Annotated in this window: 15 protein-coding genes; 5 read left to right on the forward strand and 10 right to left on the reverse strand. The window is 60.9% G+C overall.

The annotated features are described in order from the left end of the window. Nucleotides 1-84: 84 nt before the first annotated feature. Nucleotides 85-1,926, reverse strand: a complete 1,842-nt coding sequence (locus IHV84_RS00480; RefSeq protein WP_198845390.1) for a DEAD/DEAH box helicase — start codon at nt 1,924-1,926, stop codon at nt 85-87. 332 nt (nt 1,927-2,258) lie between these two features. After that, entirely contained in the window at nt 2,259-2,837 is a 579-nt protein-coding gene (gene orn / locus IHV84_RS00485; protein WP_044395985.1) for an oligoribonuclease, read from the reverse strand. A 37-nt stretch (nt 2,838-2,874) separates the two neighbouring features. Here orn and IHV84_RS00490 point away from each other — a divergent pair, with 37 nt between their 5' ends. Genes IHV84_RS00490 through rsgA form a run of 3 tightly spaced genes read left to right on the forward strand, consistent with a single transcriptional unit; the run spans nt 2,875 to nt 5,487 of the window. Beyond that, nucleotides 2,875-4,176 carry a M48 family metallopeptidase gene (locus IHV84_RS00490; protein ID WP_198845391.1) on the forward strand — a complete coding sequence of 434 codons (1,302 nt, stop codon included), beginning with the start codon at nt 2,875-2,877 and terminating at the stop codon, nt 4,174-4,176. A 3-nt stretch (nt 4,177-4,179) separates the two neighbouring features. Further along, the gene (locus IHV84_RS00495; protein WP_066694718.1) at nt 4,180-4,521 is read left to right on the forward strand and encodes a 4a-hydroxytetrahydrobiopterin dehydratase; all 342 of its coding nucleotides are present in this window, start codon (nt 4,180-4,182) and stop codon (nt 4,519-4,521) included. An 18-nt stretch (nt 4,522-4,539) separates the two neighbouring features. Beyond that, on the forward strand, nt 4,540-5,487 hold the full coding sequence (gene rsgA / locus IHV84_RS00500; RefSeq protein WP_044395983.1) for a ribosome small subunit-dependent GTPase A: 948 nt from the start codon (nt 4,540-4,542) through the stop codon (nt 5,485-5,487). Between the two features lie 62 nt (nt 5,488-5,549). Here rsgA and IHV84_RS00505 read toward each other — a convergent pair whose 3' ends face one another. The 6 genes from IHV84_RS00505 to rpsP form a co-directional block, all read right to left on the reverse strand. Then, nucleotides 5,550-6,539: a CobD/CbiB family protein gene (locus IHV84_RS00505; RefSeq protein WP_198845392.1), complete on the reverse strand. Its 990-nt coding sequence runs from the start codon at nt 6,537-6,539 to the stop codon at nt 5,550-5,552. Nucleotides 6,540-6,609: 70 nt separating this feature from the next. Beyond that, nucleotides 6,610-7,296 (reverse strand): CoA pyrophosphatase, encoded by a 687-nt coding sequence (locus tag IHV84_RS00510; RefSeq protein WP_082758982.1) that lies wholly within the window; start codon nt 7,294-7,296, stop codon nt 6,610-6,612. 195 nt (nt 7,297-7,491) lie between these two features. Further along, nucleotides 7,492-7,875 (reverse strand): 50S ribosomal protein L19, encoded by a 384-nt coding sequence (gene rplS / locus IHV84_RS00515; protein ID WP_044395977.1) that lies wholly within the window; start codon nt 7,873-7,875, stop codon nt 7,492-7,494. A 127-nt stretch (nt 7,876-8,002) separates the two neighbouring features. After that, entirely contained in the window at nt 8,003-8,761 is a 759-nt protein-coding gene (gene trmD / locus IHV84_RS00520; RefSeq protein WP_066783505.1) for a tRNA (guanosine(37)-N1)-methyltransferase TrmD, read from the reverse strand. Between the two features lie 23 nt (nt 8,762-8,784). Further along, nucleotides 8,785-9,354, reverse strand: coding sequence for a ribosome maturation factor RimM (gene rimM, locus IHV84_RS00525; RefSeq protein WP_198845393.1), 570 nt, complete (start codon nt 9,352-9,354; stop codon nt 8,785-8,787). A 73-nt stretch (nt 9,355-9,427) separates the two neighbouring features. After that, on the reverse strand, nt 9,428-9,679 hold the full coding sequence (gene rpsP, locus IHV84_RS00530) for a 30S ribosomal protein S16 (RefSeq protein ID WP_010463504.1): 252 nt from the start codon (nt 9,677-9,679) through the stop codon (nt 9,428-9,430). 135 nt (nt 9,680-9,814) lie between these two features. On the opposite strand from rpsP, the gene IHV84_RS00535 reads away from it, so the two are divergent. Both IHV84_RS00535 and IHV84_RS00540 read left to right on the forward strand, forming a co-directional pair. Continuing rightward, entirely contained in the window at nt 9,815-10,336 is a 522-nt protein-coding gene (locus IHV84_RS00535) for a GNAT family N-acetyltransferase (protein ID WP_142083875.1), read from the forward strand. A gap of 9 nt (nt 10,337-10,345) precedes the next feature. Next, nucleotides 10,346-10,792 carry a hypothetical protein gene (locus tag IHV84_RS00540; protein WP_198845394.1) on the forward strand — a complete coding sequence of 149 codons (447 nt, stop codon included), beginning with the start codon at nt 10,346-10,348 and terminating at the stop codon, nt 10,790-10,792. An 87-nt stretch (nt 10,793-10,879) separates the two neighbouring features. On the opposite strand, the gene IHV84_RS00545 is transcribed toward IHV84_RS00540, so the two are convergent. Both IHV84_RS00545 and IHV84_RS00550 read right to left on the reverse strand, forming a co-directional pair. Continuing rightward, nucleotides 10,880-11,890 (reverse strand): inorganic phosphate transporter, encoded by a 1,011-nt coding sequence (locus IHV84_RS00545; RefSeq protein ID WP_198845395.1) that lies wholly within the window; start codon nt 11,888-11,890, stop codon nt 10,880-10,882. 18 nt (nt 11,891-11,908) lie between these two features. Beyond that, a complete protein-coding gene (locus IHV84_RS00550; protein WP_044395966.1) occupies nt 11,909-12,556 on the reverse strand; it encodes a DUF47 domain-containing protein in 648 nt (215 codons plus the stop codon). Nucleotides 12,557-12,762: the final 206 nt, after the last annotated feature.

Below are 12,762 nucleotides of genomic sequence, written 5' to 3' on the forward strand. Positions count from 1 at the left end.
AGCGATCAGGCATAAAAAAACCGCCTCATCAGAGGCGGCTTTCATGCGATGTACCCACCAAAGGGTCAGGCACTTGGCAGATTATCAGCGAGCTGGGCGTGCAGGACGCTTGCGCGCATCGTGGGGTGCAAACGGCTTGCCGCCAGCAGGCTTGGCAAACGCAGGCTTGCGGGGAGCAAAATCACCACGGTCCGCACCACGGGGGGCGCCCATGTCACCACGCGGGGCAAAGCCACGCGGGGCGTTGTCGCCAAAGCCGGGCTTGCGGCCATAGCCTTCGCCGTCACGGCGTGGAGCAAAGCCACGATCTTCCCGAGGTGCAAAGCCCTCACCGCCACGGGGAGCAGGACCGCCCCGACCGGCAAAACCACCACCGAAACCACCGCGGTCGTTGCCGCCACGGTCATTGCTGCCACGTGCTGGACCACCAAAACGGCGATCACGCGAGGCGTAGTCACGACCTTCAAAACCGCCAGAGCGGCCACGGCCACCAAAATCGCCACGAGGCGTTTGGGGAGCGCGCTGTGCAGGCTCCAGACCTGGAATCACTTCCGACTTGAATTGCTGACGGCTGTAGCCTTCAATGTCGAAAATCTTGCGGCGGTCGCGGAATTCGGCGAACGTCACAGCCAAGCCATCGCGACCAGCACGACCGGTACGGCCAATGCGGTGGGTGTAATCCTCAGCCTTCATGGGCAGGCCGAAGTTGAACACGTGGGTGATGGTGGGCACGTCGATACCGCGTGCAGCCACATCGGTTGCCACCAGGATTTGCACCTGGCCGCTGCGCAGAGCCATCAGTCGGCGGTTGCGCAAACCTTGACTCAATGCACCATGCAGCGCCACAGCAGAAAAGCCTTCTTGCTGCAGGTCATTGGCCAAGCCATCGCACTCCACCTGCGTGCTTGCAAACACGATGGCTTGGTTGATGGAGGTGTCACGCAGCCAGTGGTCCAGCAGCTTGCGCTTGTGTTGCGCGTTATCTGCCCAGTACAGCATCTGCTTGATGTTGGCGTGCTTCTCTTGCGGAGAGTCAATCGTCACCTTTTGCACCGATGCGCCGCCATCGTGCATCACACGCATGGCCAATTGCTGGATGCGCGGGGCAAACGTTGCGCTGAACATCATGGTCTGCTTGCGCTGGGCCGTGAGCTGGTTCAACTCAGCCAGGTCGTCAGAGAAGCCCAGATCCAGCATGCGGTCGGCTTCGTCCACCACCAGGAATTGCACCTTGTCGAGCTTGATCTGCATCGAACGTTGCAGGTCCAGCAAGCGGCCAGGCGTAGCCACCACGAGGTTTGCGTTCTGCAGCTTGGCAATCTGCAATTGGTAAGGCATGCCGCCCACCACATTGGCTACGCGCAGGCCGCGGCAGTGCTTGACCAAGTCGATCGCATCGTGCGCCACTTGCTGGGCCAGCTCACGGGTAGGGCACAAAATCAGTGCGCCAGGCGTAGCAGCCTTGAAGTTGCGTGAGTTGGTGGGGTCCTTGCGCTTGGCACGCTTGGGAGCTGGCTCGCCACGAGCAGCAGCCTCGGCAACAGCACGCTCAAACGCAGCACGTTCTTCAGTTTCAGCAGCAGCTTGCTGCTGAATCAGCGTGTGCAGCACAGGCAGCAAAAAGGCGGCGGTCTTGCCACTGCCTGTCTGGCTGGACACCATCAGATCAATGAAGCTGGTGGAATCATTGCCGCTACCCATCGCCAATGGAATGGCCTTGAGCTGCACACTGGTGGGCTGGGTGTAACCCAGGTCAGCCACCGCTTGCACGAGTTCTGGAGCCAGGCCCAGTTCAATAAAGCCGTTAGGCTCGGCAGTGACTGCGTCAGCAGCTGCATCAGCTACCACTGCAGCAGCCAGAGTTTCAGCGGCAAAAGAAGATTCAGCAGGCGCGAATTCGCCCTGCACTTGCAAAGTGTCGGTCATATTTTTCTCACACGAGACCTGCCGCAAGCGGGCGCCTGCGGTGGTTTCGTCAATGGTTAAAAAACATCAACCATCAAACGAAACCTGCCATGAACTTGGTCGTAGCGGGTGGGCGAAGAATGCAAAAACTTTGCTGCCATGGCAGCGAGCTTGCGAGCCCAGTGTGTGAGGGGAGATGCACAATCTGCAGCAGAAAACTGCGCAGCCCTAGATTATTACACGTTCAGGGTTTCCCCGCAATAGACGCGTGCAAACGGCGGTGATAAGCCCTTCTTGGGCTTTCACCGACCTCTCTCGCTGGCGCAACCAGGCCGGGAAAACCTTGGCCCTTTTCAGACGGCCAGGAAGTGGGTTCGGTAATGTGCCAGCTCGTCGATGGATTCATGAACGTCTGCCAGAGCCGTGTGCTTCTGCGCCTTCTTGAAGCTCGAATAGGCTTCCGGCTTCCAGCGCTTGGCTAACTCCTTCAGGGTGCTCACATCGACATTGCGGTAGTGAAAGAACGCCTCCAGCTTGGGCATGTAGCGCACGAGGAACCTTCGATCCTGACCAATGCTGTTGCCGCACATGGGTGCAACACCCTTGGGAACGTACTGCCGCAGAAAGGCCAGAATTTCCGCCTCGGCCTGCTCTTCCGTCAGGGTGGATGCTTTCACCTTGTCCGTGAGTCCGCTGCGGCCATGGGTTCCACGGTTCCAGGCGTCCATCTTTGCCAATTGCTCATCAGACTGGTGGATGACCAGCACGGGGCCTTCAACGCGAGGCTCCAGCGAAGGGCCTGTCACCACCACGGCGATTTCCAGCAAGCGGTCGTTCTCGGGGCTCAGGCCCGTCATTTCACAGTCCAGCCACACAAGGTTTTGGTCTGATTTTGATAGCACGTCGGGGGTTGGGGTGTTAGCTTCTGACATGGGGCGCATTGTCGCCGATGACCTAAACTCGCCGCACATGGCCTCTTCCGACGCAATTTCCCCTTCCCTGCTGTTCACCCTGCTTTTTGCCTTCGCGCTGAGCGCAGGCATGCTGCTCAAACTGTGGCTCGCTTCGCGGCAAATACGCCACGTGGCACGGCACCGCAACGCCGTTCCTGCGCCATTTGCCGAGCGCATCACCCTGGCAGCTCACCAAAAGGCGGCGGATTACACGGTAGCCAAAGCCCGGCTGGAGTTGCTGGAGCTGGCCCTGGGCACCGCCGTGCTGCTGGGATGGACCTTGCTTGGCGGGCTGAATCTGCTGAACCAGGCGCTGTTGCACTGGCTGGGCGGCGGCATGTGGCAGCAATTGGCGCTGCTGGCAGCTTTTGTGCTTATCAGCGGGCTGATCGATTTGCCGGTGTCGCTGTACAAAACATTCGTGCAGGAGAAGCGCTTCGGCTTCAACAAAATGACCCCGGCCCTGTGGCTTGCAGACCTGTGCAAGTCGATGCTGCTGGGAGCCGCCATTGGCCTGCCGATTGCAGCAGCCATCCTGTGGCTGATGGGCCAGGCAGGCCCCTACTGGTGGGCCTGGGCCTGGGCCGTCTGGATGGGGTTCAACCTGCTGCTGATGGTGATTTTCCCCACCTTCATCGCCCCACTGTTCAACCAATTCAAGCCACTGGAAGACGAAGCCCTCAAACAACGCGTGTCGCATCTGATGGAACGCTGCGGCTTTGCCGCCAAGGGGCTTTTTGTGATGGACGGCAGCCGCCGCAGCGCCCATGCCAATGCCTACTTCACAGGTTTTGGCGCTGCCAAGCGTGTGGTGTTTTATGACACGTTGCTGCGCCAGCTCTCCGTGGGCGAGGTAGAGGCCGTGCTTGCACATGAGCTGGGGCATTTCAAGCACCGGCACATCATCCAGCGCATCGTGAGCATGTTCGCTTTCAGCCTGCTGGGCTTTGCGCTGCTGGGCTGGCTATCCACCCAAAGCTGGTTCTACACGGGGCTGGGGGTGTACCCTGCCGTGGGCTTGTCTGCAGACTGGGGCAGCGCGCCCAACGATGCCCTCGCGCTGCTGCTGTTCATGCTGGCAACGCCCGTTTTCACCCAGTTCATCTCGCCGCTGTTCTCGCAACTCTCGCGCAAGCACGAGTTCCAGGCCGACGCCTACGCAGCGGCACAAACGCAGGCAGCAGACCTGGCTTCAGCGCTGCTCAAGCTGTACGAAGACAACGCCTCCACCCTGACCCCTGACCCGGTCTACGTGAAGTTCTACTACTCACACCCACCCGCCTCCGAGCGGCTGGCACGCCTTTCCTACACCCCCTGAACCATGACCTCCATGTTGAAGAAAAAAGACTGGTCCACCCAGACCCGCCGTGCGCTGAAAGCTCCTGAAGTTGTAGCAAAACTGGCTCAACTGGATGACTGGAGCCTGAGTGGCGATGGCGAGAACGTCGCCATCGAGAAGACCTACCACTTCGCCAATTACTACGAGACGATCTCGTTCGTGAATGCGGTGGCCTTCATCGCGAATGCACAAGACCACCACCCGGACCTGTCCGTGCACTACAACCGCTGCGTGGTGCGTTTGAACACCCATGATGTGCAAGGCATCTCGATCACCGACATCGAGTGCGCGGCGCAGTTTGACCAACTGCTGGTGCTGGCATGACCTTGGCAGCCCCCACCCATGGCTGAGCGCAGCGCCCTCATGCAAGGAACCGTGGTGGCCAGCCACGGCCGACATTGTGTGGTGGAGACACCCGACGGCCAGCGCCGCATCTGCCACCCCCGGGGCAAAAAAAGCCATGCTGTGGTGGGCGACCATGTGATGTGGCAAGCCGCCCCCCAGGGCCAGGGGGATGAAGGCACGATTGAGAAGGTGCTTGAACGGCGCAACCTGTTCTACCGGCAGGATGAGATCCGCACCAAATCGTTCGCAGCCAACATCGACCAGGTGCTCATCCTGATTGCGGCGGAGCCGGTTTTTTCAGAGAGCCAGCTGGCCCGTGCACTGATCACGGCAGAGGCCACGCACATCACTCCACTGATCGCGCTGAACAAAAGCGACTTGGTGGAACCGTTTGCCCGCGCCTGGGAACGCCTGCAACCCTACCGCCACATGGGCAAAGAAGGGCAGCATTACGGCGTGCTGCCCCTGTGCCTGACGCAATCGAACGAGGTGGATCGGGAAGTGCTTTTGCAGCACCTGCGCGGCAAAGTCACGCTGGTGCTGGGGCCTTCCGGTTCAGGCAAAAGCACCCTCATCAACCTGCTGGTGCCAGGCGCCACTGTACTGACGGGAGAAATCTCGCAGGCCCTCAACTCCGGCAAGCACACGACCACCAGCACCCATTGGTACTGGGTGGACGCCGAGCGCACCACGGCACTGATCGACTCCCCCGGCTTTCAAGAATTTGGCTTGCACCACATCGCCCCCATGCAGCTGGCCAGTTGCATGCCCGATATTGCCGCCCATGCCAATGACTGCCGCTTTTATAACTGCACCCATTTGCATGAGCCGGGCTGCGGTGTGCTGGATGCACTGAAAATGCCACCTAGCGCAGGTGGGATAAGCGCAACGCGCTATAAAATTTATAGTGATTTATTCGCTGAACTGAGCCAGCCGCGCTACTGAAAAAAGAGGCGCTTGCAGCGGGTGTAGCGCGAGCCATCACGCTGCCTGCCGCGCGCCTTCTGCTACCCCAGAAGTCGGGCCAAGGTCAGCAAGGCGAGCAGCAGCATCCAGACCACCACAGACCGCCACACCAAGCCCACCACGCTGCGCAAATGCCCCACCTCGGGGGCTACGCCTGGCGTGGAATCGCTGTCGGCCAACTCGGCATCCATCTCCAGCCCATGCTGCACCGCGGTGGGTTCTGAACGCGCTTTCAGGGCCTCTCCACCCAGACGCACGTTGATGGCTCCCGCCGTGGCCGCCAGCACCACCCCGTCGTTGTCGTTGGGAAAACGCTGGGCATGAAAGCGCCAGCCTTCGATGGCCTCCTCAAAACTACCAACAACGGCGAAGCTCAGCGCCGTCAGGCGCGCGGGCAACCAGTCAATCAACCACCAAGCCTTGGCCGAGGCAGTCTGCAGCGCTTCGCTGGCCTGCGGTGCCACAGTCTGGTGGCGGTGATGCCAGTAGCGGGAGACAAACTCAGCCATGCGATAGAGCACCGCACCGGTGGGCCCCAGGCCCAACGCCGCCAGAATGGAGAACCAGGCCAGCACGCCAAAGACATGGCGGTGTGCCGAGATGACCGAGTATTCAATGACATGGCGCACGATTTCGCTGCGGGGCAGCATGCCGGCATCTACCTGCTGCCAGTCCGCCAGGCGCTCCCGGGCCGCGTCTTCCTGACCGTCTTCCAGTGCATCGCGGATGCCCGTGAAATGGTGGCTGAACTGGCGAAAACCCAGCGTAACGTAAAGCACCGCCACACTCCAGAGCACCGCAAAAGGCCAGCCCAGCCCCCACATCAAAGCCCCATGGATGGCCAAAGTCACCAACGCGGGCACCACCACCGCCAAGCTCCAGGCCACCCAGCCATGGTGGGTTTTACCAGCGTCGAAATTGCGGCTCACAGACAGCGCCCACGCGCGCAAGCCGGCATGGATGGGATTGGTTCGGGCCAGAGGGCGTGCCTGCTCGATCAGCAGAGCGAACAGGATGGCAAAGAAACTCATGCGGCCAATGATAGCGGGGCCTGACGAGCCACCAAGCCCTGCGCCACCCGCATCCAGTCGCTATGGCTACTCAAGCGCTCAGGAATCGATAGAAATTGCGCAACATGCCTGCCGTGGCGCCCCAAATGAAACGAGACTTGGAGCCATCTTGATACGGCATGGAAAACCACTGCCGCTCAACGCCCCCGCTCTCAAACACATGCCTGCGATGGTTTGCCGGATCCATCAAAAACGCCAGAGGCACCTCGAACAGATCGGCCACCTCGTAGGGGTTGGGATTCAGCTCACAGTCGGGAGCAACCAAGGCCACCACCGGCGAGATGATGAACGAGGATCCAGTAACGTAGGTGGGCAGCACCCCCAACACTTCCGCGTGCCGCGCGGCCAGGCCCACTTCCTCTTCGGCCTCTCTGAGCGCAGTGTGCGCCGGGCTGGCATCTTCTGGATCGGCACGACCGCCAGGAAACGCCACCTGCCCCGAATGCGTGGAGAGGTGGGCGGTGCGCTCGGTCAGCAGCACCATGGGCTCATCGCGCAGCACGATACCGAGCAACACCGCAGCCCGTGCCGGTGAACGGCTGGCGTACGACTTTTCGAGTACCACCTCTGGCTCCCACTGTGGCGGGGCTACAAAGCGCTGGCGCAGCGCTTCAGGCGTGAGGGCTGCCCGAGGAACGGCAGGCAAATGGATGTCGACCGCTGCAATGGGCACTTGGCGCGGATCAAAATCCGGCAAGGTCGTGGGCGACGCTGCCACAGGACGATCTGAAGGGCTGGGGGGACTCACGGGTGTGGGCGGGTTGGCTGGCAGGAAGCGGGCACGAGGGCCTGCTCAAACTTCCTGGTGGTTCACCAAAAGATTGGCGCAGGCAACCATTCAGGCCTCAAAAACGAAAAAACCGCTACAGGCCTAAGCACTGTAGCGGTTTGCGTATCAGGGGATGCCTGCGCCTTAAGCGGCGGTGGCAGCAGCCTTGACGCGCGAAGGCAGCTTTTCCTTGATACGTGCCGACTTGCCGCTGCGGTCACGCAGGTAGTACAGCTTGGCACGGCGCACGTCACCACGACGCTTGACTTCGATGCCAGCGATCAGCGGGCTGTAGGTTTGGAACGTACGTTCCACGCCTTCGCCGCTCGAGATCTTGCGCACGGTGAAGCCGCTGTTCAGGCCGCGATTGCGCTTGGCAATCACCACGCCTTCGTAAGCCTGCACGCGCTTGCGGTTACCTTCCACCACGTTCACGCTCACGATGACGGTGTCACCAGGGGCGAATTCGGGGATGGTCTTGTTCAAGCGGGCGATTTCTTCCGCTTCCAGGGTCTGGATCAGGTTCATGTTGATATCCAACGATCTTGTCCGCGCCACAAATGGCTGCGTCGGGATTGACGTTCAGGTTTTGCCGAGGTGAAACCTCTCACAAAACGGCCGGCCAGAGGATCGAAAAGCCTGCCATTATAACCCGTCAGCGCGATTTGGCGAGTACCGCTTCGTCGGCTGGCTGCAACGCACCCGCAGCGCGCGCTGCATCGATCAGGTCGGGCCGGTGGCGGGCCGTGATCAGCAGCCGCTGGTCCCGCCGCCAGCGCTCGATCTGCGCATGGTGGCCCGACATCAAAGGCGCCGGAACCGCCCTGCCCGCCCACTCTTCGGGCCGCGTGTAGTGGGGGCAATCCAGCAAACCATCCAGCGCCGGGTTGAAGCTGTCGAACTGGTGGCTGCCTTCATCGCTCAACACCCCTGGCTGCAAGCGGGCCACGGCATCCAGCAACGCCAGCGCCGCAATTTCGCCACCCGACAGCACAAAATCGCCCAAGCTCAACTGCACGGTGACATGCGCATCGATGAATCGCTGGTCCACCCCTTCGTAGCGACCACACAGCAAGATGGCACCAGCGCTGGCAGACCAACCCTCTACCTCCGCATGGTTGAGCTTGCGCCCGATGGGAGAAAAAAGCACCAGCGGCGCTTGCGTATCCAGTGCTTCGCCACGTTGATCACGGATGTGGTTCAGACACCGCTCCAGGGGCTCGGCCATCATGACCATGCCTGGTCCGCCACCGAAGGGCCGGTCATCCACGCGCCGGTAATTGCCCTCGGCATGGTCGCGCGGGTTCCACAAGTGCACATCGACCTGGCCACTGGCGTAAGCACGCCGCGTGATGCCCGCCGTCAAAAACGGGGCAAACAGCTCGGGAAACAGCGTGATGACATCGAAACGCATGGCGGGGCGCGACCTCTGCGGCTTCAATAATCAGGCTGCCAGTCCACGGTGATGCGCTTTTCCGCCAGCTCCACCTTGTCCACGAAGGCAGACACAAAAGGAATCATCCGTTCCTGTGCTTTACCGTCCTGCTCATAGTCCAGCACCAGCACGGTTTGCGGCCCGGTAGACATCAATTCACGCACCTGGCCCAGCGCAACCCCCTCGCGGTTGACCACTTGCAGGCCGATCAGGTCCACCCAGTAGTACTCGTCCGTACCGGTCGATGGAAAGCTGGAGCGCGGCACGAACACGCGGGCGCCCCGCAGTGCTTCTGCAGCATCGCGGTCATCCACACCTTCGGCCCAGGCAACCACCGTGTCCGAGTGGTCCTTGGCCTGGCGGATGTTGAGCAGCACGGTACCCGTGAACGCCTTGGCGCCGCGCTCAGACGGTTGCAAAAACCAGCGCTTGGCAGAAAACAAGGCTTCAGGGTCGGCACTGTGCGGCACGACCTTGAACCAGCCCTTCACCCCCCAGGCGTCGGCAATGCGCGCCACTTCAATGGCATCTTCGGGCAGGTTTGCGGCTTCGAGGTGGAGGGATGTGGCCATTTTTCGTTCAGACAAAAAGAAAAGGGCGGGATCCGCCGGGAAAACCCACGGAACCCGCCCTTCTCGGGGGACTTTAAGCAGCCTTCTTGGCAGCTTGCTTGATCAGGCGGTCCACGGTAGGCGAGGACTGGGCGCCCACGCTCTGCCAGTACGTCAGGCGGTCTTGCACGATGCGCAGACCTTCTTCGGTTTCCTTGGCGGTGGGGTTGTAGAAGCCGATACGTTCGATGAAACGGCCATCGCGGCGCACGCGCTTGTCAGCAACAACGATGTTGAAGAAAGGACGGCCCTTGGAGCCGCCGCGAGAGAGTCGAATAACGACCATGATTTATCCTTCGGGTGGTGAGCCAACGTCAAAATGCGCGGGCCACGGAAATTTCGCAACGTTTGAGACACGCGACATGACCACCCGGCCAGCGACACGTTGCAAAGCCTGCAATTATATCCACAACCCTCTTGTATGCCCATCATCCGCCCGAGCACCGACGCAGACCTGCCCGCCATTACTGCCATTTATCGCCACCACGTTCTTCACGGCACAGGCACTTTTGAGATAGACCCGCCTTCCGAAGCTGATATGGCTGCACGCCGCGCAGACGTGCTGGGCCGCAACCTGCCCTGGCTGGTGGCCGAGAAGGACGGCGAGGTGCTGGGCTTTGCCTATGCCAACTGGTTCAAGCCCCGCCCGGCGTACCGCTTCTCGGCGGAAGATTCGATTTATGTGGCCGACGCTGCCCGGGGCATGGGCGTGGGCCGCAAGCTGCTGGCCGAGTTGGCCGTGCAAGCGGAAGCGGTGGGCGTGCGCAAGTTGCTCGCGGTGATTGGAGACTCTGCCAACGCTGGCTCCATCGGGCTGCACCGCGCACTGGGGTTCACCGATGTGGGCGTGATGCGCTCGGTGGGCTGGAAATTTGGCGCCTGGCGCGACATCGTGCTCATGGAAAAGACCCTGGGCGCGGGGGACACCACTTCACCGGAATAATGCGCCCCCATGAAGAACAAAACCCTGGCCGCCTGGCTCGCCTTCGTGGGGGGGCCCTTGGGCCTGCACCGCTTTTATCTGCACGGCCTGACCGACATGCTGGGCTGGTTGCTACCCATCCCTACCGCACTCGGTCTGTATGGCATTCAGCGGGTGCAGCAGTTTGGGCAAGATGACCAGTACAGCTGGTTCTTGATACCGCTGCTGGGCTTCACCATTGCGGGCTGCGCACTGCGGGGGATTTTGTACGGCCTGCAAACCCCGGAGCGTTGGAACGCGCGCTACAACCCCAGCGCTCCCGAACTGGCGGCTGCGGGCCAAACGCGGTGGCTGACCATTGGGGCGATGGTAGTGTCGCTACTGATGGGCACCACGGTGCTGATGGCGAGCATTGCCTTCAGCTTCCAGCGCTACTTTGAATACCAGATCGAAGAGGCCCGCAAAATCTCGCAGTAAAAAACACAACGCCCTGTTTGGCTTGACAACCAAACAGGGCGTTGGCGCTTTATGGACAAGCGCAGGCAGCTATCATTTCAGTAGCAATCAATACAACTGCAGGCTCACCCAGTAAGCAATGGCCGCAACAAAGGCGCTGGCTGGAATGGTCAAGATCCAGGCCCAGACGATGTTGCCAGCCACCCCCCAACGCACCGCGCTGGCGCGCTGCGTAGAGCCCACGCCCACGATGGCACCGGTGATGGTGTGCGTGGTGGAGACTGGAATGCCCAGCGTGGTGGCCAGAAACAGGGTCAACGCACCACCGGTTTCGGCACAGAAGCCGCCCACAGGCTTGAGCTTGGTGATCTTCTGACCCATCGTCTTCACGATACGCCAGCCGCCAAACATCGTACCCAGGCCAATGGCCACATAGCAGCTGACGATGGTCCAGGTGGGCGGAGATGTATCTGCCGTGGTCGCATAGCCGGTGGCAATCAGCAGCAGCCAGATGATGCCGATGGTCTTTTGCGCATCATTGCCGCCGTGGCCCAGGCTGTAGGCACCTGCAGAAACCAGTTGCAAGCGGCGGAACCACTTGTCCACCTTGTTGGGGCGGGTTCGCCGGAAAACCCAGGCCACCCCCACCATCATGAGTGAGCCCAGCAGGAAGCCCAGCAGGGGAGACACGAAGATGAACGCCACCGTCTTCAAAATACCGGTGGACACCAAAGCACCCGCACCGGCCTTGGCAATCACCGCACCCACGATGCCGCCGATGAGGGCGTGCGAAGAGCTGCTGGGAATGCCGTAGTACCAGGTGATGACGTTCCAGGTGATGGCACCTACGAGGGCGCCAAACACCACGTGCGTATCCACCACGCCCGGCTGCACGATGCCCTTGCCCACCGTGGCAGCCACGCTGAGGTGAAAGACAAAAATCGCCACAAAGTTGAAAAATGCCGCAAAAAGCACCGCCTGGGCGGGCTTGAGCACACCGGTGGAGACCACCGTGGCAATCGAGTTGGCCGCATCGTGGAACCCGTTCATGAAGTCGAACAGGAGCGCCAACGCGACGAGCAGAACCACAACCCACAGGGCTGTCTGTACGGTTTCCATGTCAGTCAGTCCGGTGGATCAGGAGTTTTCGAGGACGATGCCCTCGATGCAGTTGGCCACGTCTTCACACTTGTCGGTGATGGTTTCCAGCAGCTCGTAAATGGCCTTGAGCTTGATGACTTCACGCACATCGGGCTCTTCGCGGAACAGCTTGCTCATCGCGCTACGCATCACGCGGTCGGCATCCGATTCCAGGCGGTCGATTTCTTCGCAGGTCTTGAGCGCGGCCTCGGCCACGGCGGGGTCGGCAATCTTGTCGAGCAGCTTGACGGCATCGCGCAGGCGCTCGCAGCACTTGAGGCTCAGGTCCGTGAGGCGGGTGATTTCTTCGGTCATGTGGCGCACGTCGTACAGCGCCATGGTCTCGGCCGAATCCTGGATCAGGTCAGCCACATCGTCCATGGTGTTGATGAGCGCGTGGATCTGCTCCCGGTCGATGGGCGTGATGAAGGTCTTGTGGATGGCCTTGTTCACATCGTGCGTGACACGGTCGGCAGCGCGTTCGGCGTTGTCCACGTCCTGGTTGTATTTGTCCCGCAGGTGCGGATCACCGTAGTTGGCCACCAGTTGCGAAAAAGCACGCGCGGCTTCGACGATGCGCTCCGCATGCTGGTTGAACATTTCGAAAAAATTGCCTTCGCGTGGCAACAGCTTGGCAAACAGCATGCGGGCTCCTGGTGGGAATTTAAAGATACAAAAGAACGAACGCCACAGGGTATCGTGACGGTTTTGTGACATCTCGAGTTTAACCGTGCGCGTTTGTCCGCTCTCGGGGGCGACCACTCACTTAGAGCCTGGTCAACACCCAGGCAGGTGCACGAAGCCCCGTCAGCAAGGGCCCGAACCCCGATGCAAGCCTGCGGACGCGAGAG

Source organism: Acidovorax sp. IB03 (assembly GCF_016406015.1).
GTDB lineage: Bacteria > Pseudomonadota > Gammaproteobacteria > Burkholderiales > Burkholderiaceae_C > Acidovorax > Acidovorax temperans.

Coding starts and splice junctions, on each gene's coding strand:
- IHV84_RS00480 (WP_198845390.1), bottom strand. CDS start 1,926: ATGACCGACACTTTGCAAGTGCAGGGCGAATTCGCGCCTGCTGAATCT.
- orn (WP_044395985.1), bottom strand. CDS start 2,837: ATGTCAGAAGCTAACACCCCAACCCCCGACGTGCTATCAAAATCAGAC.
- IHV84_RS00490 (WP_198845391.1), top strand. CDS start 2,875: ATGGCCTCTTCCGACGCAATTTCCCCTTCCCTGCTGTTCACCCTGCTT.
- IHV84_RS00495 (WP_066694718.1), top strand. CDS start 4,180: ATGACCTCCATGTTGAAGAAAAAAGACTGGTCCACCCAGACCCGCCGT.
- rsgA (WP_044395983.1), top strand. CDS start 4,540: ATGGCTGAGCGCAGCGCCCTCATGCAAGGAACCGTGGTGGCCAGCCAC.
- IHV84_RS00505 (WP_198845392.1), bottom strand. CDS start 6,539: ATGAGTTTCTTTGCCATCCTGTTCGCTCTGCTGATCGAGCAGGCACGC.
- rplS (WP_044395977.1), bottom strand. CDS start 7,875: ATGAACCTGATCCAGACCCTGGAAGCGGAAGAAATCGCCCGCTTGAAC.
- trmD (WP_066783505.1), bottom strand. CDS start 8,761: ATGCGTTTCGATGTCATCACGCTGTTTCCCGAGCTGTTTGCCCCGTTT.
- rimM (WP_198845393.1), bottom strand. CDS start 9,354: ATGGCCACATCCCTCCACCTCGAAGCCGCAAACCTGCCCGAAGATGCC.
- rpsP (WP_010463504.1), bottom strand. CDS start 9,679: ATGGTCGTTATTCGACTCTCTCGCGGCGGCTCCAAGGGCCGTCCTTTC.
- IHV84_RS00535 (WP_142083875.1), top strand. CDS start 9,815: ATGCCCATCATCCGCCCGAGCACCGACGCAGACCTGCCCGCCATTACT.
- IHV84_RS00540 (WP_198845394.1), top strand. CDS start 10,346: ATGAAGAACAAAACCCTGGCCGCCTGGCTCGCCTTCGTGGGGGGGCCC.
- IHV84_RS00545 (WP_198845395.1), bottom strand. CDS start 11,890: ATGGAAACCGTACAGACAGCCCTGTGGGTTGTGGTTCTGCTCGTCGCG.
- IHV84_RS00550 (WP_044395966.1), bottom strand. CDS start 12,556: ATGCTGTTTGCCAAGCTGTTGCCACGCGAAGGCAATTTTTTCGAAATG.